Raw genomic sequence first — 23,348 nt, 5'->3', positions numbered from 1 at the left:
GCGTCAGAGCGTCCAAATTCGGGCCTCGCCGCCCTTCTCACCGAGATGTGAAACCACCCAGCCGCAGACGGCCCGCATCTCGTCGGCCAGGTCGGGCGCGCCGACCACCACCATCGCGCAGCCGTTCATCCGCATCGGATCGGTCAGGGGCTGGAGCCGCGCCTCGGCGACCAGGGTCGGCGGCGGATCGACGCCTTCCAGGTCGCGCAGGAAGGCGTCGAACGTCTCCAGGTCCTTGATCGGCGTCCAGATGGCGACCACCGCCGCCGGATTGCGCTTCAGCACCGCCGCCGTCGCCGCGACGCTGCGGGCGTAGTCGTCGGCGCGCTCGAACGGCGGATCGATCAACACCAGGGTCGGCCCCTTGGGCGTCCGCGTCGCCGCCGCCTCGAAGCCGTCGCCCATCACCGCCTCGCCCTGGCCGCCGGTCGGGGCCAGGAGCTGAGCCAGCAGGGCATGGTCGTCAGGCCGCAGCTCGCAGGCGATGTAGCGGTCGTCCTCGCGCAGGGCGGCGACCACCAGGGCGGGCGAGCCCGGATAGAGCGTCGCCTCGCCGTCCGGATTGGCCCGCGCCACGGCGGCCTTCAACACGTCGAACGCCTCGGGCGCGGCCTCGTCGCGCATCAGCCGCGCGACGCCGCGCTCGGCCTCGCCCGACTTGCGCGACATCTCGCCGGAGAGGTCGTAGGCCCCCGCCCCGGCGTGGGTGTCGATGACCGTCAGCGGTCCCGGCCCGGCGGTCAGCCGCTCCATCAGGGCGGTGAGACAGGCGTGCTTGGCCAGGTCGGCGAAGTTGCCGGCGTGGAAGGCGTGGCGATAGTTCACGGCCCGGCCTCTCCGACCTCAGGCCGCCCCGGCCTTGCCCAGCAGGCTGCCCCGGCGCGCCCAGGCCAGATAGATCAGCAGGCCCACGCCGTTCCAGACGAAGAACAGCACCTTGGTCATCACCGGCAGGCTCCAGAACAGGTAGAGGCAGCCGAGGATCGCCACCGGGCCGATCAGCCACCACAGCGGCGCCTTGAACACCCGGGGGCGATCGGGCTCGCGACGGCGCATGACCATCATGCAAGCGGCGGTGGCGATGAAGGCGCACAGGGTCCCGGCGTTGGCCAGGGCGGCGATCTGGCCGAGCGGCAGAAAGCCGGCCAGGGCGGCGGCGATCAGCGCGGTGACGACGGTCATCAGCGTGGGCACGCCCGAGCGCGGATTGACCTTGGCCAGGCCCTGCGGCAGCAGGCCGTCGCGGGCCATGACGAAGAAGATGCGGCTCTGGCCGTACATGAAGGCCAGGATCACGGTGGGCAGGGCGACCACCGCCGCGCCGGCCACCACCTTGGCGGTCACGGGCTGCTTGAGGATTTCGAGAATGTACACCAGCGGCGCGTCGTGGCTGGCGAAGACCTCCGTGCGCACGGCGCCGATCGCCGCCGCGGCCACGCCCATATAGATGGCCACGCAGATCAGCATCGAGCCGACGATGCCGATGGTCAGGTCGCGGCCGGGATTCTTGGTCTCCTCGGCGGCGGTCGAGATGGTGTCGAAGCCGTAGAAGGCGAAGAAGATGATCGCCGCCGCGCCCATGACCCCCAGGCCGGTTCCGTCGGCGGCGTGGCCCTCGAAGCCCTTGGGCATGAATGGCGTGAAGTGCGAGGCGTCAAAGTGCGGCGCGGCGATGGCCACGAAGGCGGCCAGGGCCAGGACCTTGATGACCACCAGCACGAGGTTGACGTTGGCGCTCTCGCGGGTGCCGACCAACAACAGTCCGGCGACGACGAAGCAGATGATCACGGCCGGCAGGTTGATCAGCCCGCCCTGCTCCGGCCCTTTCAGCAGGACCTCCGGAATGCCGGCGGCCTGGATGAAGGGCACGACGTGCCCGGCCCAGCCCACGGCCACGGCGCTGCACACCACCGTGTATTCCAGCATCAGGCTCCAGCCGACCACCCAGGCCAGCATCTCGCCGAGCACGGCGTAGGAGTAGGTGTAGGCGCTGCCCGCCGCCGGGATCATGGTCGACATCTCGGCGTAGGCGAGGCCCGCGCAGATGCAGATGACGCCGGCGATGACGAAGGACAGGATCACGGCGGGACCGGCGAGCCCCGCGCCGACGCCGATCAGCGTGTAGATGCCGGTGCCGACGATGGCCCCGACGCCCAGGGCGACCAGATGCGGCCAGGAGAGCGTAGCCTTCAGCCGGTGGCTGGGATCGATCTCCGCCACCATGTCCACCGGCTTGCGCCGATCCCAAAACGCCATACGCCGCCCTCCCGACTGCGGTCCGTCGAACAATTCGTGCGCAACCTCGCAGGTGCTGCGAAAATCGCAACCGCTCCTTATGCGAACGGCCGCCTGAACGGCGGTCAGTCTTCCTGACGCCCTTCGGGGACGGCCTCAGCCGTCGCGGTCCCCAGGCCGCTCGGGGTCTCGGCCGCCGGGGAAGGCCGGCATGGCCCAGCCGAATCGCAGCGCCCCGCCCCGGACGCCGAACCCCGTCGCCACCCCGGCCGCCGCCGGCCAGAAGCCGGATACGCCGAGCTGGTCCAGCAGGACGAAGACGGCCGCCCCGGCCAGGGCGGCGGTGATGTAGATCTCGCGTCGCAGCAGCACCGACGGCTCTTCGGCCAGCACGTCGCGGATGATGCCGCCGAACGAGGCGGTCAGCACGCCCATCAGCACGGCGATGGGCGCGGGAACCGCAAGGCTGAGAGCCTTGGCCGCGCCGATCACCGCGTAGGCCGACATGCCGGCGGCGTCGAGCCACAGCAGGGCGGCCGGCCGCCAGGCCCGCCGCGCGGCGACCAGCCAGACCACCACGGCCGAGATCAGGCAGACGGCCAGATAGCCCCAGCTCTTGATCCAGAACACCGGCGCCCCGATCAGGAGGTCGCGCAGGGTGCCGCCGCCGACGCCGGTGATGGCGGCGAAGAAGGCGAAGGTGACGATGTCGTGCTTGCGGCGCGCGGCCGCCAGCGCGCCGGTGGCGGCGAACACCGCCATGCCGGCGTAGTCCAGCGCCTTAAGCGACCAGTCCAGTTCGATCAGGTTGGCTTCGAAGCTCATTGATTCGAAGCCTCGCAGGCCGGCGGAAAATCGCAACCGTCCCTATAGCGCCCCCTTCCCGACAGCGGCCCCTATAGCGGACGCTGGGCGCAGAAGCCGGCCAACGGACAATGGCCGCAGTCCATATGGTCGTGCATGCACAGTTGCTGGCCCAGCCCCTTGAGCAGGCAGTGCAGCTCGAAGAAGTCGTCGGCCGTCCACGACGGCGGCGCCTGCTCCATGATCGCCAGGCGCACGGCGCGCGGATCGGCGTTGGCCGGCGCCAGGCCGATCCGGCGGGCGGCGCGCCAGACGTGGGTGTCGACCACCATGACCCGCCGGCGCAGGGTGCTGAAATTCAGCACCGCCGCAGCCACCTTGTCCCCGACATTGGGCAGGGCCTGCAGCCGGTTCATCGCCCACTCCACCGGCATGTCCTTGAGAAAATCGAGATCGAGGCCGCCCTGCTCGGCGCGCAGCCTGCGCAGCGCCGTCACCAGATGGCGGGCCTTGTCGTCGGCGAAGGTCACGCGGGCGATGGTCGCCTCGACCTCGGCGGCGCGGGCGTCGGCCAGATGGTCCCAGCTCGGGAACCGCGCCCGCAGACGCTCGAACGCCAATTGCGAGACCTCGTCGCGCGTGCGGCTGCTGATCGACGACTTCACCAGCTGGCTGATCGGGTCCAGGCCGCCGCCGCGCCGGAACCGGCCGCGCTGAAGGCGGGCCAGTTGGTCGCGCACCGCCGGCAAGATCGGCGCTGGATCGGTGTCGAAGTGAAACGACAGCTGCATGGCCGCCTCCTGTTCCTGTGGATAAACTAGAACAAAAAGAGAACATTGCAAGCGTCAAAGCGAACCGCCGCGCCGACGGCCCTGAACCTGCTCCCGGGCTAGAGGCCCATCTGCCGGGCGGCGAGATCGCGCATGATCTCCTCGGAGCCGCCGCCGATCGCCTGGACGCGCACCTCGCGATAGATGCGCTCGACCTTGGAGCCGCGCATGTAGCCGGCGCCGCCGAAGATCTGCACCGCCTCGCGGGCGCAGTATTCCAGGGTCAGGGTCGCCTGCACCTTGAGCATGGCCAGGTCGGCCACCGGCGTCTCGCCCTGCATCACCCGCCAGGCGCACTGCTCCAGATAGGCGTGGCTGGCGGCGATCTGCCGGGCCATCTCGACGATCTTGTGCCGGATCACCTGATAGTCGGCCAGGCGCTTGCCGAAGGTCTTGCGCTCCTTGGCGTAGGCGACCGCCTCCTCCATCGCCACGCGGGCGACGGCGATGGCGCCGGTGGCCATGCCCAGCCGCTCGCCGTTGAAGTTGCGCATGATCGCCGAAAAACCCTGGTTCTCCTCGCCGATCAGGTTGGCGACCGGCACGCGGCAATCGTCGAAATAGAGCGCGGCGGTGTCCGAGCACCACCAGCCCATCTTGTCGAGCTTGGTGCGGGAAAAGCCGGGCGTGTCGCGCTCGATCAGCAGCAGGCTGATCCCGCCCAGGCCCGGCCCGCCGGTGCGCACCGCCACCGTGTAGTAGTCGGCCCGCATCCCTGAGGTGATGAACATCTTCTGGCCGTTGACGACATAGCAGTCGCCGTCGCGGCGGGCGCTGGTCTGCAGGTTGGCGACGTCGGAGCCGCCGGACGGCTCGGTGATGGCCAGGGCGGAAATCTTCTCGCCGGCCAGGATGCCCGGCAGCACCCGGCGCTTCATCTCCTCCGAGCCGACGGCGGCGATGGGCGGGGCGCCGATGCCGTGGCTCATCAGGCTGGCGATCAGGCCGCCGCAGGCGACGCGGGCCAGCTCCTCGGACGTGACGACGCCATAGAACGGGTCCGGCCGGGGAACGCCGCCATATTCCTCAGGGAAGCCGAGGCGCAGCAGGCCGATGTCGGAGGCCTTCTTGTAAAGCTCGCGCGGGAAGGTCTCGGCCTCGTCCCATTCGTCGACGAACGGAGCCAGCTCCTTGTCGACCCAGCGCCGCAGCGTCTCGCGCCAGGCGTGATGCTCGGGACCGTAGTAGGGGCTGTTGGTCGCGGCGCCGAAACCGCCGGGCCGGATCTGGTTCATGGCCGGGCCTCCCTGACCCGCGCGGCCTTCGGCCGTCGCTTTGGAAGGAAGCTTAGGCCCCGCACCGCCGGCGCCAAGCATGACCTCGCGTCAAGGAAGGAAGGTTTTTTGGGGCCAGGGCTTGGCGAACGACGTTCAGTCGCCGATGGAAAGGCATGACTGAGCAAACGAGCCCGTTCGAAGGCGTGTACGACTACGTCGTGGCGGGCGCGGGCTCGGCCGGTTGCGTGCTCGCCAACCGGCTGTCGCAGGACCCGCGCAACCGTGTGCTGCTGCTGGAGGCGGGCGGGCGCGACGACTGGATGTGGTTCCACATTCCGGTCGGCTATCTGTTCGCCATCGGGGACCCGCGCTCCGACTGGATGTTCGAGACCGAGGCCGAGCCGGGCCTGAACGGGCGCTCGCTGAAGTATCCGCGCGGCAAGGTGATCGGCGGCAGCTCCGCCATCAACGCCATGATCTCCATGCGCGGCCAGGCGGCCGATTATGACCACTGGCGCCAGCTCGGCCTGACCGGCTGGGGCTGGGACGACGTGTGGCCCGTCTTCCGCCGCCTGGACGACCACTTCCTGGGCGAGGGCGAGCATCACGGCATCGGCGGCGAGTGGCGGGTCGAGGCGCCGCGGGTGCGCTGGGACGTGCTGGACGCCATCGCGACGGCGGCGACCGAGATGGGAATTCCGGCGACGCCGGACTTCAACACCGGCGACAATACCGGGGTGGGCCTGTTTCACGTCAACCAGAAGCGGGGCCTGCGCTGGTCGGCGGCGCGCGGCTTCCTGAAGCCGGCCCTGGGACGGGCGAACCTGCGGCTGGAGACCGGCGTGCTGGTCGAGAAGGTCCTGTTCGAAGGCCGCCGGGCGGTCGGCGTCCGCTTCCGCCGCGACGGCCGCACGTTCGAGGCCCGAGCGCGGGGCGAGGTGATCCTGGCGGCCGGGGCGATCGGCTCGCCGCAGATCCTGCAGCTGTCGGGCGTCGGCCCGGCGGATTGGCTGGCCGAACTGGGCGCGCCCGTCGTCGCCGAGCGGCCGGGCGTCGGCCGCAACCTGCAAGATCACCTGCAGCAACGGGCGATCTACAAGGTCCGCGGCGTGAAGACCTTGAACGAGACCTACCACTCGTTGATCGGCCGCGCGCTGATGGGGGCGGAGTACGCCCTCTTCCGGCGCGGGCCGCTGACCATGGCGCCGTCGCAGCTGGGCATCTTCACGACCTCGTCGGCCGAGCACGAGAGGGCGAACATCCAGTTCCATTGCCAGCCGTTGTCGCTGGACCGCTTCGGCGAGCCGCTGCACCGGTTCCCGGCGGTGACGGTCTCGGCCTGCAACCTGCGATCCACCTCGCGCGGGACGGTGCGTGCTCGCTCGCTGGACCCGGCCGCCGCGCCTCGCATCGCGCCGAACTACCTCGCCACCCCCGAGGACCGGCGCGTGGCGGCCGACGCCATCCGTGTGACCCGCCGGCTTATGGCCCAGCCCGCGCTGGCTCGCTTCTCGCCGCAGGAGCATTTGCCGGGGCCGACCGTCGGCGACGACGAGGCGGCGCTGGCGCGTGCGGCCGGCGACATCGGCACGACGATCTTCCATCCGGTGGGGACCGCGAAGATGGGCCTGCGGTCCGATCCCGCCGCGGTGGTCGATGAGCGCCTGCGGGCGATCGGCCTGGAGCGCCTGCGGGTGATCGACGCCTCGGTGATGCCGACCATCACCTCGGGCAACACCAACACGCCGACCATCATGATCGCCGAGCGCGGCGCGCGAATGCTGCTGGAGGACGCCCGCGAGAGACATCCCGCTCGGGTTTCCTAGGCGCACCCTTTGAAGTTCCGCGCCAATGAGAAAGGCTGGAAATCCGAAGGTGTCCCAAGTCCGGCTCCTGGCGCTCAGCGGACCGTCTGAAGCCAGTCTTGGATCTGGTCGCGACGGCTGCGGCTCAGCCGCAGCCGCGCGCGTTCACCGCGATCCCCTGCGGGAACCTGGACGCGGCAGCGGGCGCTATGCGGGTTTCTCCTGGCGTCGGAAATGGAGCGCATGAGCAAGGGCGGCGAACAGGCACGAGACAGCCGCTAAGCCGACCGCGAGCCCGGCGGCGCTCGCCGCCTGCACCGCCGCATTGCGCCGGCGCCCGCCACGGGGAAACGTCGCGCCAGGAACAGCAGGGGCGGCGCGCTGACGGCGCCCAGCAGGCTCGCCCCCCGACGAGCGAGGCTGACGCGGTCTACGAGCAGGTGCGCGGCGGCGCTTTTGCGTCGAGGCCCCCACGGCGCTGACCACCTCCGTGTTCGCGGCGGGGCAGCCCGATCCCGGCCTCTTGACGTCGAAGGCGCCGCCTCTGCGGTCCCGCAGATCGGTAGGCGAGACGCTCAGGGGCTGGCGTTCCGCCTCCGCCCGCGTTAGCAGCCCTCCCCATGATCCGCCTCGACAACATCTCCAAGCAGAACGGCCACCAGATCCTGTTCATCGAAGCCTCGATGGGCATCCAGAAGGGCGAAAAGGTCGGGCTTGTCGGCCCGAACGGCGCCGGCAAGACGACGCTGTTCCGCATGATCACCAGCCAGGAGCAACCCGACGACGGACTGGTCGCCATCGATCCGGGAATGAGGATCGGCTATTTCAGCCAGGACGTCGGCGAAATGTCGGGCCAGAGCGCGGTCGCCGCGGTGATGGACGGCGTGGGCCCGGTCAGCGCGCTGGCCGCCGAAATGGCCAGGCTCGAGGCGGCCATGGTCGATCCGGACCAGGCCGACGAGCTGGACGCCGTCATCGAACGCTATGGCGAGGTGCAAGGGCGCTTCGAGGAGTTGGACGGCTATGCGCTGGAGGCGCGGGCGCGCGAGGTGCTGGCCGGCCTGAGCTTCAGCCAGGAACGCATGGACGGCGACGTCGGCCTGCTGTCCGGCGGCTGGAAGATGCGCGTGGCGCTGGCCCGCATCCTGCTGATGCGGCCCGACGGCATGCTGCTGGACGAACCCAGCAACCACCTCGATCTGGAAAGCCTGATCTGGCTCGAGGCCTTCCTCAAGACCTATGACGGCGCGCTGTTGATGACCTCGCACGACCGCGCCTTCATGAACCGGATCATCGGCAAGGTGGTGGAGATCGACGCCGGCTCGCTCATCACCTATTCGGGCGATCTCGATTTCTACGACCAGCAGCGCGCGCTCGGCGAACAGCAGCGCCAGGCGCAGTACGAGCGCCAGCAGGCCATGCTGGCCAAGGAAATCAAGTTCATCGAGAAGTTCAAGGCGCGCGCCTCGCACGCCGCCCAGGTTCAGAGCCGGGTGAAGAAGCTCGACAAGATCGAACGCGTCGAGCCGCCGCGCCGCCGCCAGTCGGTCCAGTTCGAGTTCAGGAGCCCGCCGCGGTCGGGCGACGACGTGATCAGCCTGCGCAATATCCACAAGGGCTATGGCGACCAGCCGATCTATCAGGGCTTCGATTTCCTGGTGCGCCGCAAGGAACGCTGGTGCGTCCTCGGCGCCAACGGCGCCGGCAAGTCGACGCTGTTGAAGCTCGTGGCCGGCGCCGCCGCGCCCGACCAGGGCGTGGTCAGCATCGGCGCCAGCGTCAAGATGGGCTATTTCGCCCAGCACTCCATGGACCTGCTGGACGGCGAAGAGACGATCTTCGAATCCCTGGACGGCGCGTTCCCCCAGGCGGGCCAGGGCGCGCTGCGCACCCTGGCGGGGTGCTTCGGCTTCTCCGGCGACGACGTCGAAAAGCCCTGCCGCGTATTGTCCGGCGGCGAGAAGGCGCGGCTGGTCATGGCCAAGATGCTGTTCGATCCGCCGAACCTCTTGGTGCTCGACGAGCCGACCAACCACCTCGACATGGCGACCAAGGAGATGCTGGTCGCGGCCCTGGCGGACTTCGAGGGCACCATGCTCTTCGTCTCGCACGACCGTCACTTCCTGGCGGCCCTGTCGAACCGCGTGCTGGAGCTGACCCCCGAGGGCGTCCATCAGTACGGCGGCGGCTATACGGAATACGTCGCCCGCACGGGCCAGGAAGCGCCAGGGCTGCACCCGGGCGGGTAGCGGCTTCGGACTAGCTGCGGCGCTACCCCAGAGCCTCCACCCGCGCGGTCATCGCCGCCGCGCCGTCCGGGCCGCGGGTCCAGAGGTCAGCCCCGCCCGCTCCTCGCAGCAGACACAGGTCGAACGGCGCGACGTCGAACAGCGGCCGGCGGGCGCGGAACTCGAAGCGGCGCACCTGGGCGCGGGGCGTCCCGCGCAGGAAATGGTCCATCAGCAGCATGGCCTGGTAGGGCCCGTGCGCCACCAACCCCGGATAGCCCTCGACGTCGCGGGCGTAGTCGCGGTCGTAGTGGATGCGATGGGCGTTGAAGGTCAGGGCCGAGAACCGGAACAGGGCCGCGGGGTCGGCCTCGATCCGCCGCTCGCGCTCGGGCCGGCGCGGGTCGGGCTCGGCGGGCGGCGGCGCCTGCGGGCCCGAGGCGGCTTCGCGGTAGACGATGTCCTGCTCCTCGTCGACGGCCAGGACGCCGTCGGCGAACACCTCCTGGCGCAGGGTCAGGAACACCATGCGGCCCGAACCGCCGGTCTTTTCCGTCACCGACAGGATGGTGGTGCGGCGCTCCATCGGCGCGCCGACGCGGATCGGCGCGACCAGGTCGACCCGCCCGCCCGCCCACATGCGGCGGGGCAGCGGGATCGGCGGCGTGAAGCCGCCTCGTTTCGGGTGGCCGTCGACGTCGATCTGCGACTGCGGGGCGCGCGGCAGGAAATAGAGCCAGTGGCCCAGCGGCGGGACCAGCCCCTCGGCCCAGGGCGGGGTTTCGTGGTCGAGCAGCGCCGCCAGCCCCTCCAGCGGCGCGGCGCAGGCGATCTCGGCCCGCGTCTCGCTGCGCCCGATCCAGTCGCCATAGCCCCCGTCCTGCGCCATCGCATCCTCCGCCGATCCGTGGCGAGGCTATACCCCGCCCAGGCCGGCGATCCAGGCTGACGCGGGGTCAGCCGTTGCCAGGGCGCGCGACGGCCGGTACCGATGCCTAACACTTGTTTGACCGGAGACGCCCGATGAGCGCCCAGATGCGACGCGCCGCCATTGTCGCCCCCGCCCGCACCCCCGTGGCCAAGTTCCTGGGCGCTCTGCAGGGCGTTCCCGTCGAGCGCCTGGCCGCCACGGCGATCCGCGCCGTGGTCGAGCGCAGCGGCGTCGATCCCGCCCGCATCGACGACGTGGTGTTCGCCCAGAGCTACATGAACGGCGAGACGCCCTGCACCGGCCGCTGGGCGGCGCTGGAGGCGGGCCTGCCGATCGAGGCGCCGGGCATGCAGCTCGACCGGCGTTGCGGCGGCGGCCTGCAGGCGATCGCCACGGCCGCCATGATGGTCCAGACCGGCGCCGCCGACGTGGTGATCGCCGGCGGCGTCGAGAGCATGAGCCGGGTCGAATACTACACCACCGACATGCGCGCCGGGGCGCGGGCCGGATCGGTGCAGATGTACGACCGCCTGGAGCGCGGCCGCGAACGCTCGCAGCCGGTCGAACGCTTCGGCCACATCTCCGGCATGATCGAGACCGCCGAGAACCTGGCCCGCGAGCACCAGATCACCCGCGAGGCGTCAGACGCCTACGCCGTCGAGAGCCACCGCCGCGCGGCGGCCGCCTGGGCGGAGGGCAAGTTCGACGGCGAGATCGTTCCGGTCTCGGTTCCGCAGCGCAAGGGCGATCCGCTGCTGTTCGCCAAGGACGACGGCGTGCGCCCCGACGCCAGCCTGGAAAGCCTCGCGGCCCTGCGCCCGATCATCAAGGGCGGCGTGGTCACCGCCGGCAACTCCAGCCAGCAGAACGACGCCGCCGCCGCCTGCCTGGTGGTGGCCGAGGACAGGCTGGCCGAGCTCGGCCTGGAGCCGATGGGCTATATGGTCGGTTGGGCCGCCGTCGGCTGCCATCCGGCGACCATGGGCTTCGGTCCCGTGCCGGCCGTCGAGAAGCTGTTCGCGCGCACCGGCTTTTCCTGGGACAGGGTCGACCTGGTCGAGTTGAACGAAGCCTTCGCCGCCCAGGTGCTGGCCGTGCTCAAGGGCTGGGGCAAGGACGGGGACAAGGCCTTCCACGCCAAGCTGAACGTCAACGGCTCGGGCATCTCGCTGGGCCACCCGATCGGCGCCACCGGCGTGCGCATGCTGGCGACCCTGCTGAACGAGATGAAACGCCGCAAGGCGCGCTTCGGCCTCGAGACCATGTGCGTCGGCGGCGGCCAGGGCGTGGCGGCGCTGTTCGAAGCGGCCTGACCCCGGTGGCGGCCGCCAGACGACTGTGACTAACCACAGGTCGTCACGTGACGCCGATGAGGCATAGCTGGCGCGACCCTGGCGGATCGCCCATGCTTGCATTTCAAGTCTCAATACCCGGCGCGACACTAGGACAGATTTTGCTTCTTCTCTAAGGGCGGGTGATGGACGCCACGGCTTTCTCCGCTCCGCTCGCCCCCCAACACGGGGCCGCTATCCCCGATCACCTCTTCAGGGTCCCAGACGATCTCTCGCCTGACTCTATCGTACTGAAGAATATCCTTCTGATCGGCTCTTGCATCACGGACACCTGGATCGACGTACTGACTGGCTCGTCGCGCTCTCGCAAAGTTGAGCGAGTTCTGTTCAATAACGCTGGGGATATAGACCCGATCTCGGAAAGCAAAGCTCGAAGCTTTGACGCCCAGATCATCTCTCTTCCGCTCCGAAGCGTCTGGCCCGAAGCGTTGACCTTCGCATTGGAGATGGATGACGTAGCCGGGTGGCGAGCCGCGCAATCCTGGGCCTTCGACGCGCTGCAGGCCAACTTCACGGCGGCGTTGAGACACCACCGCGAACATCGCCTTCAAACATATGTCCTTGGGTTCCTAGCACCCCAACAGAATACTCTCGGCCGCAATCTTCGTCCACGCGCGCTTTCTAATCCAGCGGTGTTCGTAAGACAACTGAACTGGCGACTTCAGGACCTAATCTTGGCCATCGACGGATGTGAATACATCGACATTGACGAGATCGCCTCCTGCCTGGGCAAGAGATACATCTTGGACGATTCCACGCTGCATTCCAATCACCACGGTTTGCTGGCCGATATATTTGGCGATGCCGATCGCGAACACATTGAACCTCTTGGCGACGTAGAAATACTTTATACGCCCAAGAGAGCCGAATTTATTCGAGCCGTCATGCAAGAAGTGGAAGGTGTTCATCGCACCATCCGACGCATAAATCCCATAAAAATTGTCATCTTCGATCTGGATGACACCTTGTGGCGCGGCGTCGCGGGCGAGATGGACAGTTTTGGGCCCGAAATGATCGAAGGATGGCCCCTTGGCGTTGTGGAGGCTCTAACCTGCCTACACAAAAGAGGCGTCATGCTGGCGTTGTGCAGCAAGAACGACGAAGCCGTAGTGCGAGCGGCCTGGGACACGCTCTATAGCCGACTGCTGCCCTTTGAACGGTTTGTCATGACGCGCATAGGATGGTCTCCAAAGGCGCACGCGGTCGGCGAAATTTTGAGAGGGGTCAACGTACTTCCCGAGAACGCGCTGTTCATTGACGACAATCCTGTAGAGAGAGCGGCCGTCGAGCACGCATTTCCCCAAATTCGGACGCTTGACCCGCCGCTCGCCACATGGCGACGGCGCTTGCTTTGGGCCCCTGAACTGCAGACGACAAAGCTCACCGCAGAAGCTCGCAACCGGACTGAGATGGTGCGTGCGCAGGTGCACAGGGATGAAGTTCGCGCCGGCATGAACGAGGCGGATTTCCTGCAGACCCTTGAGCTGAGCATCACGCTCTCGAGCATTTCTGGGTCCGCCGACGCGCAATTTGAGCGGGCGCTTGAGCTGATTAACAAGACCAATCAATTCAACAGCACAGGACGGCGCTGGGAGCGCGGCGAGTTGGCCGACTTCCTGAACGCAGGCGGCAGGCTGCTGGCCGCCACGGCGCGTGACCGATTTACGGCTTACGGACTCGTTGGCGTGGTGGCGCTCCATGGGCGTATGATCGAGCAACTGGTGCTCAGTTGCCGCGTCTTTGGGATGGGGATCGAGCGCACCCTGCTCGCCCATGCCCTGCAGACGATCAGTGAAGCCGGCCACTCCGTCGCTGAAGCGCGTTTGCAAGCCACGGCTCGCAATGCCCCCTGCCTGCCTCTCTTGCCTGCCAGCGGATTTGCGCAGACGGAAGAGGGCCTCTGGCGCCGCGCGGTCGAACCAGCGCTCGCTAACGGGCGTCATGCGGCCTTGACCGTTCAAGGCCTCACGGGTTGATCATCCCACCGCATAATAGATGGCTTAGACCAAAGAATTAGCCACCTGCACTGGCTTGGTCAGCGCATGAGGCAAGATCATGTTGCGCCCCCATCACAGCGCTGAGCCCTCTTGCACCGGCGGTCCGGAGGATAACGCGCGATCACCGGACACATCCTCGATAAACCCAACACCGAAGCTTTCATTCACGCAACACTTATTAACCCCACTAATAACCCCACACGTCATACTTCACGGCCTGCGTGTTGGACACTTGGCCAGAGGAGACCAGGTTAATGTAGAGGCCCGTTCTATCATACGGAGACGCCGTGACTGTCATCTGTGCGGCCCCATTAGCAAAACCAGTTGGCGTCGCGATTATTGTCGACTGTATCGTCGCATTCGGGAAGGCCACGGGAAGACTGATTGGATATCCCTCGTTTGGATTCAAGATCGAGTTTGCCGCGCCAGAAAAGGTAACAATTCCCCACTGATGGATGTTGCCATTAGCAAATTTCTGGTACCCGGAACTATTCGCTAGGGAGCTTATATGAGTAAGCGGCGAATAGGCGCCCTGACCGTTCGCTCGTGGCATTGCCCCTGGGGTGATCAAATCCGTTGCAGATGTCGCATTAACGCCATAGCCGCCATTGTCGTGAATCAAAGTCGCTGTGCTAATCTGCACAAAGGCTGACGCATCATCGATCTTTACTCCATCCGATTTGAAATTCCATATAGCCGGGCCAGATATTGAAATCTTAGCACCCCTGGCTCGCTGTATATAAACACCAACATCATTGCCCGTAGCAATCCAACCGGCAAGAGACACCGTCATCGCACCAGCGATCCCGTCGTTTATAACAATGCCAGGCCCATTTGTGGCGCTATCTATATTTGAATTCGCGCCGAAGAAGACCTCTCGGTTCCCCTCGTTGGCAAGCGAATTATCTATACTGACGTTAATGCCGTTATTAATAACATCAGTAGCATCTACCGCTAAACCGCCAAACGCACCCCCCTGACGAATACCCACCCCACTACCGGCGATTTTTCCGTGCGACAAGAATAGGCCAGCCTTCGGCCCTGATCCAACGGCCCCATTGACCCGCAAGGCGTCATTCTGCCCGCGCGCCTCAAACCCATCCACGAAATCCTCGTCTATCTGGTCAAACCAGACACCATTCCAAAGATTACCCGTTCCGTCTTGACCATCCCAAATAACGTCAAGAAATTCAGATCTGTTCAATCGTTTTATGTGCAGCCCGGCCCCACCAGTCATCTTCGTAGCGCTTGAAATCTGGAAGCCCTGCAGCAACCAACCATTGTTCGATGCCGAACCATTACCGATTGTAATCAGGTCTATGCTGGTAGATGGGCCGGCGTATCGGAAGGTTGTTGTATGTGGGCCCGCCCCTACAATGCTGACGAAATTTACGCCAACTGCCGGCGTCGTCAACGCAGCGGTAAAAATGCATGCGCCCGCTGGCGCTCTAAGAAGGGTGTGATCAGAAGCGCTGTTTAACCAATTCTGGATAGCGGAAGTATCATCTGTGACGCCGTCGCACTTGGCTCCAAATGTAGAAAGATCGAAAGTAGCGTTCGCGGCGCGACAATTTGATGAGATGCTGACTGCGGCTGCTAGAATGATCGTTGCCAGAAAGAATTTCACCTTCAGCTCCCTAACAGAAAGCAAGGCATGTCACCGCACCGCGCTCGCCCACGAAGCCTCCGCTCGGTACAGACAACATGCGACGAGGCGAGGGAGCGGCGGATCACGAGCCCCTTCATGGCGGTAAGACAATCTAGCGGCGCCCTCGCGACATCGGGTAGCGGGAGGTCGGGAATGTCCCGCGCTATGACACGGGGGCTATGACGCCCTTCACCCTGCATTCCGGCCGACAGTCGAGGAACCGACCATGCCGATAGGTTATCTGATCGGCTGGGCGGCGGTCGCCCGCTGGTCGATGGCCATGAGCGGCCGGAGCGTAGCGGCTGTTCGAAGCGGCCTGATACGCCCGTGACCACCCTGCGCCAGGCGCTGGACCGCATCAGGCCGGGGATGACGGTCTATGTCCCTGGCGCCACCGGGGAGGCCCTGGCCCTGCGCGCGGCGCTGGCGGCCGAGCCCGACCGGCTGGACGGCGTGCGGCTGGTCGGCTGCCCGTTGCCGGGCATGAACGAGTTCGACTACGCCGCCCTGCACCCGAACGCGCGGGCCACTGTCTTCATGCTGCCGGAGGGCCTGCGGCCGAGCTTCGAGGCCGGCCGGGTCGAGGTGGCCCCGTTGGCCTATTCGCGGATCGCCGCCTGGCTGGCCGCCGCCCCGATCGACATCGCCTTCGTCCAGGTCGCGCCGGCCGACCAAGACGGCCGCTGGTCTTTGGGCCTCGCCGCCGACTTCGCCCCCATCGTCCTGGCCGCCGCCAGGACGCGCGTCGCCCTGGTCAATCCCACCCTGCCCCGCCCCGCCGGAGGGGCGCGCGCGCCAGCCTCGGCGCTCGACCTGGTCGTCGAGGCCGCTGGCCCCGTCGTCATGGCGCCGCCGGCCAGGCCCGCTCCCCAACAGGACCTGCTGGCCCGCCGGGTGGCCGAGCTGGTGCCCGACCGCGCCAGCCTGCAGACCGGCATCGGCGGCGCGCCGGCCGCCCTCTATCGGCATCTCGGCGGCCATCGCGGCCTGATCCTGCGCTCGGGCATGGCCACCGAGGGGCTCCGCGCCGCCTTCGAGGCCGGCGCGATGGATCGCGGCGCGGTCCACCGCACGGGCGTCGCCTACGGCCCGGCCGACTTCTACGACTGGCTGGCGGCCGAGGACGTGCTCGCCTTCGCCGACGTCCGCGTCACCCACGACGCCGCGACCTTGGCCCAGGCGTCCCGGTTCACGGCGGTCAACGCCGCCCTGGAGGTCGACCTGTTCGGCCAGGTCAATCTGGAATGGCGCGACGGGCGGCTGTCGAGCGGCGTCGGCGGCGCCCCCGACTTCATGCGCGCCGCGGCCCGCGCGCCGGACGGGCTGGCGATCACCGCCCTGCTCTCGACGGCCAGGGGCGGGACCGTCTCGCGCATCGTCCCGCGCCTGACGGGGCCGACCGTCTCCATCGCCCGCCACGACGTCGACGTGGTGGCGACCGAGCACGGCGCCGCCCGCCTCGGCGGCCTGTCGATGGACCGGCGGGCCGAGGCCCTGATCGCCGTCGCCGACCCGGCGCACCGCGACGGCCTCGCCCAGGCGTGGGAGGCGATGCGCCGCGGGCTGTAGGCGGTGTTCAAACCCGTTCGCGCCCGCTATGGGAGCGGCTTCTCAACGGCGTTCGGGACCTTGCGATGGATCTAGCGGCTCTGCGGCCTTTCGCGCACCACGTGCTGGGCGACGTCGTCCTGCCCGAACTGCCCGCCCACTATCGCGGCAAGGTGCGCGACAACTACGACCTGCCGGACGGCCGGCGGATCATCGTGGCCAGCGACCGCATCAGCGCCTTCGACCGCATCCTGGCGGCGATCCCGTTCAAGGGCCAGGTGCTGACCCAGACCGCCAAGTTCTGGTTCGACGCCACCGCCGATCTCTGCCCCAACCACGTCATCGCCTATCCCGACCCCAACGTGGTGGTCGGCCGGCGGCTGGACATCCTGCCGGTCGAGATCGTCGTGCGCGACTATCTGGCCGGGACCACGGGCACCTCGATCCTGACCCTTTACAAGAAGGGCGAGCGCGAAATGTACGGCGTGCGCCTGCCCGACGGCATGCGCGACAACCAGAAGCTGCCGCACCCGATCATCACCCCGACCTCGAAGGCGTTCGACGGCGGCCACGACGAGCCGCTGACGCCGGACGAGATCCTGGCCAAGGGCCTGTTGACCGCCGAGCAGTGGGAGACGGTGTCGGGCTACGCCCTGGCCCTGTTCGCGCGCGGCCAGGACATCGCCCGCGAGCGCGGCCTGATCCTGGTCGACACCAAGTACGAGTTCGGCCTCGACGGCGAGGGCCGGGTGATCCTGGCCGACGAGATCCACACCCCGGACAGCAGCCGCTACTGGTTCGCCGAGACCTACCCCCGCAGCTTCGAAGCGGGCCGCCGCCCCGACAGCTTCGACAAGGATTTCGTGCGCAGCTGGGTGGCCGAGCGGTGCGACCCCTACAAGGACCCGATCCCGGAAATCCCCGAGGACGTCGTCCTGGAGACCGCCCTCGTCTATATCCGCGCCTTCGAGACCATCACCGGCCAGGCCTTCCCCCTGCCCGAGGACGACCATCCCGTGCTCGACCGCATCCGGCGCAACCTGACGGCCTATTTCTGAGCGCCGCCGCCGAACCCCGCGTCAAAAAATTCAGAATTGTAAATTTTCTTCCGCCCAAGGGCGAATTGTCGCCCCTTTCTCCACGCATGGGACGGTGAGAACCGAACCGTGCGACGCCGCGCCCCGGATGCGCCGCTCGCCCTGACCTCCCGACAGGCGGAGCAAGAGTTGAGAGCAACGCTGGGCGCGTGGGCGCGCGCTTACCAAGGACTGCCGGCCGTCAGCCGGCGCTTCTTCACCCTGGCCTTCGTCGCCGGCATGGGCTGGGCCTCGTGCCAGGCGGCGGCGCAGACCCGACTGATCACCTCCAGCCTGCTGGCGCCCCGCGCGGCGTCGGCCGCGCAGGCGGCCGCCCAGGCGCCGAAGCCACCGGTCGTCGTCTGGGTCGGCCTGGACGTCGACGGCGACGGACAGCCCGACTTCGGCAACCCCACCGGCCAGGGCGTGCGCATCGCCGACGCCTTCGGCTCGGGTGCCTTCGGCGCATCGCGCGACGGCGGCGCCCGCCGTCACGAGGGCGTCGACTACGACGACCAGCCGGGTCAGCCGATCAAGGCGCCGATGTCCGGCTTCGTGACCAAGATCGGCTACGCCTATCCGGACGACGAGAGCCTGCGCTACGTGCAGATCTCCAATCCGGCCCTGGGGTATGTCGCGCGCGTCTTCTACGTCGATCCGCAGGTGGCCGAGGGACAGCCGGTGCGGCTGGGCCAGCCGATCGGCCGCGCCCAGAGCCTGCAGGCCCGCTACGCCGGCATCACCAACCACGTCCACCTGGAGATCGCCCGCGCCGACGGCGACCGGATCGACGCGACCCGGCTGATCACGGCCAGGCTCCAGGCCCCGCCGCCCGCGCGCGGCTAACGCCCGCCCGCCGCCCGGCCTCCGCGCGCGGCGACGGCGCGCCGGGCCCGCAGCCGCCAGTCGCGGCCCATCGCCAGGAAGGTGAAAGACGTCGACCAGCCGAGCAGCATCAGGCCGACCAGAGGCTCGAGGCTGGCCACCAGCCGCAGCGGCCCGACAGCGTAGACGTCGCCCACCCCCTGGGTGGTGAAGGTCTCCAGCGAAAAATAGAAGAAGTGCATCACCCCCATCGGCCGCGAGCCGGCGAAGCCGCCCAGGTGGAAGGCCTGTTCGCCGGCCCAGTATCCCAGGGCGAAGATCACCGCCTCGACCACGTGCGCGGCGGTCAGGCCGAAGATGATGGCCAGGATACGCCCATGCCCCGGCGCTCCGGGACGGTTCTGCACGGCCGACAGCATCTGCAGCGCCTGGAAATGCACGATCACCGCCAGGGCGATCAGCACGCAGGCCAGGATCAGGGCGTAGAACTGGGGCATCGGTTTGGTCCCTCGGCGGCGGCTCGCACGCGCCAGTCTATCCCCGTCAATGCGGCGGCCCGGCGGCCGGTTCTTCGCCACCCGGAGACGCGGCTGACGCAATTGAGGCCGCCCGTCGCGAACAGCGGTTGATTTCCAGGGCCGCGACTGCTGGAAATGCGATCAAGTCTGAGTTGTACGGGGGGCGTGTAGGCTTTTGGCGACCGGAGGGGCGACCGAAGGATCGGTTTCGGCCGCGCAGGACTCAGTCGCGCGCGCGCACGAAATCCTGCTGCGCCATCGCGACCTGCAGTTCGAGTTCGCCAGCTTCACGCCGCCGCAGCCGCCGCCCTGGCTGAAGACCCTGGCGCGGCTGCTGGAGGCGATCGCTCCCTATGTCGGCTATGTCTTCTGGGGCGGCCTGGCCCTGGGCGCGGCCCTGATCCTCTATTCGCTGGGCCGCTCGCTGATCGCCGCCCGCTGGCCGAACCGCCGGAGCGCCGCCGGACCACGCTTCACCGACGAGGCGGCGTGGCGGCCGTCGGCGACCAAGGCCCGCACCCTGCTGGAGGACGCCGACCGGCTGGCCGCCGAGGGCCGCTTCGCCGAGGCCGTGCACCTGATCCTGTTCCGCAGCATCGAGGACATCGAGGGCCGCCGTCCCGACCTCATCCGCCCGGCCCTGACCAGCCGCGACATCGCCGCCCTGGACGGCGTGCCCGACCGGGTGCGCCGGACCTTCGCCGAGATCGCGGGCGAGGTGGAAGCCAGCTTCTTCGGCGGCCGCGCCGTCGACGCCCAGGCCTTCTCGCGCTGTCGCGGCGCCTACGAGGCCTTCGCCTTCGCGGAGACCTGGGCATGAGCGCCGGCGAGACCCCCGCGCGGGCGCTGTTCACCCCCCGCGCGGTGCTGTGGATGGTGCTGGCGGGGGTGTTCGCCTTCTGCGCCTTCCTCAGCCTGTCGGCCTACGCCCCCGACTTCCGCGGCCACGGCGACCCCGGCGCGCATGCGCTGTCGCGCTCGGCGGTGGGCTACGCCGGCATGGTCGAGCTGCTGCGCGCCCAGGGCCAGCCGGTGGTGATCAGCCGCACCGACCGGCCGGCCGCCGGCCTGCTGATCCTGACGCCGCCGCCGACCGTCAAGGCGGACGCCTTCGAGCGCATCGTGCAATCGGGAAGCCTGACGGTCCTGCCCAAGTGGCGGGCCGCGCCGCATCCCCTCAACGCCGAATGGGTGCGCAAGATCGGTCCCTTCGAACAGGCGGAGCTGGACAAGGCCCTCAAGGCGGTCGGGGCGGCCGGCGCGGCGCTGTCCCGCCGCGACGGCGCGGCGCCCGTCGTCCTGCACGGCGCGCCCGGCTCGCCGTTCCAAGGCAAGACCCTGGCGACGGGGCCCATCGACCGGTTGCAGACGATCCAGGGCGACGGCCTGATCCCGATCCTCGTCGACGACCAGGGCCGCACCGTGCTGGCCCAGGTCGGCGAAGAAGAGGACGCCCGCTACCTGCTGGCCGAGCCGGACCTGCTCAACACCCAGGGCCTGCGCGCCCTGGCCTCGGCCCGCGCCGCCGTCGGCCTGCTCGACGGCCTGCGCCGCCCGGGGGAAGGCGTCGCCTTCGACGTGACCCTGAACGGCTTCGCCCGCTCGCGCAGCCTGCTCAAGCTGGCGCTGCAGCCGCCGTTCCTCAGCGCCACCCTCTGCCTGACCTTCGCCGCGCTGCTCATGGGCCTGCACGCCGCCGCCCGCTTCGGCCGCATCGCGACGCCGCCGCGGGCCCTGGCCCTGGGCAAGACCGCCCTGGCCGACAACTCGGCCGGCCTGATCCGGCTGGCGCGGCGCGAGCCGCAGATGGCGGCGCGCTATGTCGAGCTCACCCGCGCGGCGACCGCCCGCGCAGTCGGGAGCGCCGACCTGCCGGGCGACGCCCTGGACGCCGCCCTCGACCGCCAGGCCGCCGCCGCGGGCGTCGCCGGGCGCATCACGGATTTCGCCCGCCGGGCGCGCGCCGTCGGCACCGTCGCGGAGCTGCTGGCGCTGGCCGGCGAACTGCATCATTGGAGATCGGAGATGACGCGTGAACGTCGTTGAGGTGAAGGCGCTCGCCGAGCGTATCCGGGCCGAAACCGCCAAGGCCGTGATCGGCCAGGCCGACACGGTCGACCTGCTGCTGACCGCGCTGTTCAGCGGCGGCCACGTCCTGCTGGAAGGCCCGCCCGGCGCGGCCAAGACCTTCCTGGCCCAGTGCTTCGCCCGCACGGTCGCCCTGGATTTCGGCCGCATCCAGTTCACCCCCGACCTGATGCCGGGCGACGTGGTCGGCGCCAACCTGTTCAACTTCCAGACCAACGCCTTCACCCTGGTCAAGGGCCCGATCTTCTGCGAGCTGCTGCTGACCGACGAGATCAACCGCGCCCCGCCCAAGACCCAGGCCGCCCTGCTCGAGGCCATGCAGGAGCGCACCGTGACCCTCGACGGCGAGAGCCACGCGCTGAGCCCGCGCTTCATGGTGGTGGCCACCCAAAACCCGATCGAGCAGCAGGGCACCTACCCCCTGCCCGAGGCCCAGCTCGACCGCTTCCTGTTCAAGCACGTGCTGGCCTATCCCAGCTTCGCCGAGGAGGTCGCCATCGTCGCCACCCACGGCGCGCGCAACGGCCAACCCGCCGCCGCGGATTTCGGCGTCGAGCCGGTCGCCGACGCCGCGACGATCTCGGCCGCCGTCGCGGCCACGGCGGCCGTGCGCCTGACGCCCGAGATCGTCGAATACGTGGTCAACCTGGTGCGGGCGACACGCGAGAGCGCCGACCTGGCCGTCGGGGCCTCGCCCCGCAGCGCCGCCGCCCTGGCCCTGGCCGCCCGAGCCCGCGCCACGCTGGACGGCCGCGACTACGCCATCCCCGACGACGTCAAGGCGCTGGCGCTGCCGGCCCTGCGCCACCGGGTCATCCTGTCCCCGGCCGCCGAGATCGAGGGCCGCAGGGTGGACGAGGTGATCGCCGGCCTCGTCAACCTGGTCGAGGCTCCGCGTTGACCATGCCCCGCCGGCGGAGCGTCCAGGCGTGATCTATCCCACCGCCCGCGCGGTCGGCCTGGCGGCGCTGGGCGCGCCCGTCGCGCTGCTGCTCGGCGTGGCCGCGCCCAAGCTGTGGCTGATCGGCGCGGCGTGGATCGCCGTCTGCGCGGCGGCGCTGCTGCTCGACGCGGTGCTGGCGGCCGATCCGCGCAAGGCCGAACTCGACCTGTCCTCTCCGGTCTCGGTCCCGGTCGGCGCGCCGGCCGGCCTGCGCGCGCGGGCCGCCTTCGCCGGCGCCAACCGGCCGCCCGTCGTCGAGCTGGCCCTGGAGACCTGCGAGCGCCTGACCGTCCAGCCTCGCCGCGCCACGGCCCGCGCGGTCGACGGCGTCGCGGCGGCCGGCTTCGCCGCGGTCGCGCCCAGGCGCGGCCGGGCGGTCCTGCGCCGGCTGCAGGCGCGGTGGCGAGGCCCCTTCGGCCTGGTCTGGCGGCAGGCCGCCCGGACGCTGGACCGCGACCTGCTGGTCACCCTCGACGTCGGCGCGGTCAAGGACGAGGCGCTGGCGCTATTCTCCCGCGACGTCTCGTCCGGCCTGCGGCTGCAGCTCGACCTGGGCGGCGGCGCGGAGTTCCACGCCCTGACCGAGTTCCGCTCGGGCATGGACCGCCGGACCATCGACTGGAAACAGTCGGCGCGCCACCAGACCCTGCTGGCCAAGGAGTTCCGCGCCGAGCGCAACCACCACGTCATCGCCGCCATCGACACCGGCCGGCTGATGGGCCAGCCGCTGGGCGGCCTGCCGCGCCTGGACCACGCCCTGCGCGCCTCGCTGCTGCTGGCCTACGCCGGACTGCGCATGGGCGACCGGATGGGGGTTTTCGGCTTCGGCGCGCGCCCGAACGTCAGCGCCCCGGCCGTGGCCGGCGCCAGCGCCTTCGCCGGCCTGCAAGCCCTGATCACGCGGATCGACTATTCCACCGACGAGACCAACTACACCCTCGGCCTGACCCAGCTGGCCAGCCAGCTGCGCCGCCGGTCGCTGATCGTCATCTTCACCGACTTCGCCGACACCACCAGCGCCGAGCTGATGCTGGAGAACGTCGGCCGCCTGCTTCGCCAGCATCTGGTGCTGTTCGTGCTGATGCGCGACGAGGAGCTGGAGGACTTGGAACGGAAGGCGCCGCAGACGCCCGAGGACGTCTCGCGCGCGGTGGTGGCCGGGGCGATGCTGCGCGAGCGCGAGCTGGTCGTCGGCCGCCTGCGCCGGATGGGCGCCCAGATCGTCGAGGGCCCGGCCGGCCGGATCGGTCCGGCCCTGGTCGCCCGCTATCTCGACCTCAAGCAACGCGACCTGTTGTGAGCG

20 protein-coding genes are annotated in these 23,348 nt (G+C 69.0%); 11 read left to right on the top strand and 9 right to left on the bottom strand.

The features are described from left to right. Positions 1-3 precede the first annotated feature (3 nt). The 5 genes from rlmJ to C5708_RS11650 all read right to left on the bottom strand — a co-directional run bounded on the left by rlmJ (position 4) and on the right by C5708_RS11650 (position 5,104). Positions 4-825 carry a 23S rRNA (adenine(2030)-N(6))-methyltransferase RlmJ gene (rlmJ, locus tag C5708_RS11670; protein WP_242921243.1) on the bottom strand — a complete coding sequence of 274 codons (822 nt, stop codon included), beginning with the start codon at positions 823-825 and terminating at the stop codon, positions 4-6. Between the two features lie 18 nt (positions 826-843). Then, entirely contained in the window at positions 844-2,256 is a 1,413-nt protein-coding gene (locus C5708_RS11665) for an amino acid permease (protein ID WP_242921235.1), read from the bottom strand. 135 nt (positions 2,257-2,391) lie between these two features. Continuing rightward, a complete protein-coding gene (locus C5708_RS11660) occupies positions 2,392-3,060 on the bottom strand; it encodes a trimeric intracellular cation channel family protein (protein ID WP_242921233.1) in 669 nt (222 codons plus the stop codon). A 71-nt stretch (positions 3,061-3,131) separates the two neighbouring features. Beyond that, positions 3,132-3,830 carry an endonuclease III gene (locus C5708_RS11655; RefSeq protein ID WP_242921231.1) on the bottom strand — a complete coding sequence of 233 codons (699 nt, stop codon included), beginning with the start codon at positions 3,828-3,830 and terminating at the stop codon, positions 3,132-3,134. A 98-nt stretch (positions 3,831-3,928) separates the two neighbouring features. Further along, positions 3,929-5,104 carry an acyl-CoA dehydrogenase family protein gene (locus tag C5708_RS11650; RefSeq protein WP_242921230.1) on the bottom strand — a complete coding sequence of 392 codons (1,176 nt, stop codon included), beginning with the start codon at positions 5,102-5,104 and terminating at the stop codon, positions 3,929-3,931. A 155-nt stretch (positions 5,105-5,259) separates the two neighbouring features. Here C5708_RS11650 and C5708_RS11645 point away from each other — a divergent pair, with 155 nt between their 5' ends. After that, complete coding sequence (locus tag C5708_RS11645; protein WP_242921228.1) at positions 5,260-6,912, top strand: GMC family oxidoreductase N-terminal domain-containing protein; 1,653 nt, start codon at positions 5,260-5,262, stop codon at positions 6,910-6,912. Between the two features lie 599 nt (positions 6,913-7,511). Further along, complete coding sequence (locus tag C5708_RS11640) at positions 7,512-9,140, top strand: ABC-F family ATP-binding cassette domain-containing protein (protein WP_242921226.1); 1,629 nt, start codon at positions 7,512-7,514, stop codon at positions 9,138-9,140. Positions 9,141-9,162: 22 nt separating this feature from the next. Here the strand turns inward: C5708_RS11640 and C5708_RS11635 are convergent, their stop codons facing one another. Continuing rightward, complete coding sequence (locus C5708_RS11635) at positions 9,163-10,008, bottom strand: MaoC family dehydratase N-terminal domain-containing protein (RefSeq protein ID WP_242921224.1); 846 nt, start codon at positions 10,006-10,008, stop codon at positions 9,163-9,165. A 134-nt stretch (positions 10,009-10,142) separates the two neighbouring features. Here C5708_RS11635 and C5708_RS11630 point away from each other — a divergent pair, with 134 nt between their 5' ends. Continuing rightward, the gene (locus C5708_RS11630; RefSeq protein WP_242921222.1) at positions 10,143-11,363 is read left to right on the top strand and encodes an acetyl-CoA C-acetyltransferase; all 1,221 of its coding nucleotides are present in this window, start codon (positions 10,143-10,145) and stop codon (positions 11,361-11,363) included. 128 nt (positions 11,364-11,491) lie between these two features. Here the strand turns inward: C5708_RS11630 and C5708_RS11625 are convergent, their stop codons facing one another. Then, entirely contained in the window at positions 11,492-11,953 is a 462-nt protein-coding gene (locus C5708_RS11625) for a hypothetical protein (RefSeq protein ID WP_242921220.1), read from the bottom strand. A 123-nt stretch (positions 11,954-12,076) separates the two neighbouring features. Here C5708_RS11625 and C5708_RS11620 point away from each other — a divergent pair, with 123 nt between their 5' ends. Beyond that, positions 12,077-13,378, top strand: coding sequence for an HAD-IIIC family phosphatase (locus C5708_RS11620; protein WP_242921219.1), 1,302 nt, complete (start codon positions 12,077-12,079; stop codon positions 13,376-13,378). Between the two features lie 208 nt (positions 13,379-13,586). On the opposite strand, the gene C5708_RS11615 is transcribed toward C5708_RS11620, so the two are convergent. Beyond that, a complete protein-coding gene (locus C5708_RS11615) occupies positions 13,587-15,026 on the bottom strand; it encodes a hypothetical protein (RefSeq protein ID WP_242921217.1) in 1,440 nt (479 codons plus the stop codon). Between the two features lie 348 nt (positions 15,027-15,374). Between C5708_RS11615 and C5708_RS11610 the strand changes: the two genes are divergently transcribed. The 3 genes from C5708_RS11610 (at position 15,375) to C5708_RS11600 (ending at position 18,517) form a co-directional block, all read left to right on the top strand. Then, positions 15,375-16,616, top strand: a complete 1,242-nt coding sequence (locus tag C5708_RS11610; RefSeq protein ID WP_242921215.1) for an acetyl-CoA hydrolase/transferase C-terminal domain-containing protein — start codon at positions 15,375-15,377, stop codon at positions 16,614-16,616. A 65-nt stretch (positions 16,617-16,681) separates the two neighbouring features. Next, positions 16,682-17,653, top strand: coding sequence for a phosphoribosylaminoimidazolesuccinocarboxamide synthase (locus tag C5708_RS11605; protein ID WP_242921213.1), 972 nt, complete (start codon positions 16,682-16,684; stop codon positions 17,651-17,653). Between the two features lie 168 nt (positions 17,654-17,821). Further along, positions 17,822-18,517 carry a M23 family metallopeptidase gene (locus C5708_RS11600; protein WP_242921211.1) on the top strand — a complete coding sequence of 232 codons (696 nt, stop codon included), beginning with the start codon at positions 17,822-17,824 and terminating at the stop codon, positions 18,515-18,517. Here C5708_RS11600 and C5708_RS11595 read toward each other — a convergent pair. Further along, the gene (locus tag C5708_RS11595) at positions 18,514-18,993 is read right to left on the bottom strand and encodes an ion channel (protein WP_242921209.1); all 480 of its coding nucleotides are present in this window, start codon (positions 18,991-18,993) and stop codon (positions 18,514-18,516) included. The two genes, C5708_RS11600 and C5708_RS11595, sit on opposite strands and share 4 nt — an antisense overlap. Before the next feature lie 196 nt (positions 18,994-19,189). On the opposite strand from C5708_RS11595, the gene C5708_RS11590 reads away from it, so the two are divergent. From C5708_RS11590 to C5708_RS11575, 4 genes are read left to right on the top strand one after another with little or no spacing between them, the layout of a single operon-like run. Next, positions 19,190-19,834 carry a hypothetical protein gene (locus tag C5708_RS11590; protein ID WP_242921207.1) on the top strand — a complete coding sequence of 215 codons (645 nt, stop codon included), beginning with the start codon at positions 19,190-19,192 and terminating at the stop codon, positions 19,832-19,834. Further along, positions 19,831-21,060 carry a hypothetical protein gene (locus C5708_RS11585; protein ID WP_242921205.1) on the top strand — a complete coding sequence of 410 codons (1,230 nt, stop codon included), beginning with the start codon at positions 19,831-19,833 and terminating at the stop codon, positions 21,058-21,060. Before C5708_RS11590 ends, C5708_RS11585 begins: the two co-directional genes overlap by 4 nt. Beyond that, positions 21,047-22,003: a MoxR family ATPase gene (locus C5708_RS11580; RefSeq protein WP_242921203.1), complete on the top strand. Its 957-nt coding sequence runs from the start codon at positions 21,047-21,049 to the stop codon at positions 22,001-22,003. The genes C5708_RS11585 and C5708_RS11580 overlap by 14 nt, the downstream gene beginning before the upstream one ends. Before the next feature lie 28 nt (positions 22,004-22,031). Continuing rightward, positions 22,032-23,345: a DUF58 domain-containing protein gene (locus C5708_RS11575; RefSeq protein ID WP_242921201.1), complete on the top strand. Its 1,314-nt coding sequence runs from the start codon at positions 22,032-22,034 to the stop codon at positions 23,343-23,345. Positions 23,346-23,348 lie beyond the last annotated feature (3 nt).

Source organism: Caulobacter sp. CCUG 60055 (assembly GCF_022750545.1).
In the GTDB taxonomy this organism is placed as follows: domain Bacteria; phylum Pseudomonadota; class Alphaproteobacteria; order Caulobacterales; family Caulobacteraceae; genus PUIC01.
The sequence above is the reverse complement of the archived record's forward strand: the minus strand, read 5'-3'. Positions and strand labels throughout refer to the sequence as shown.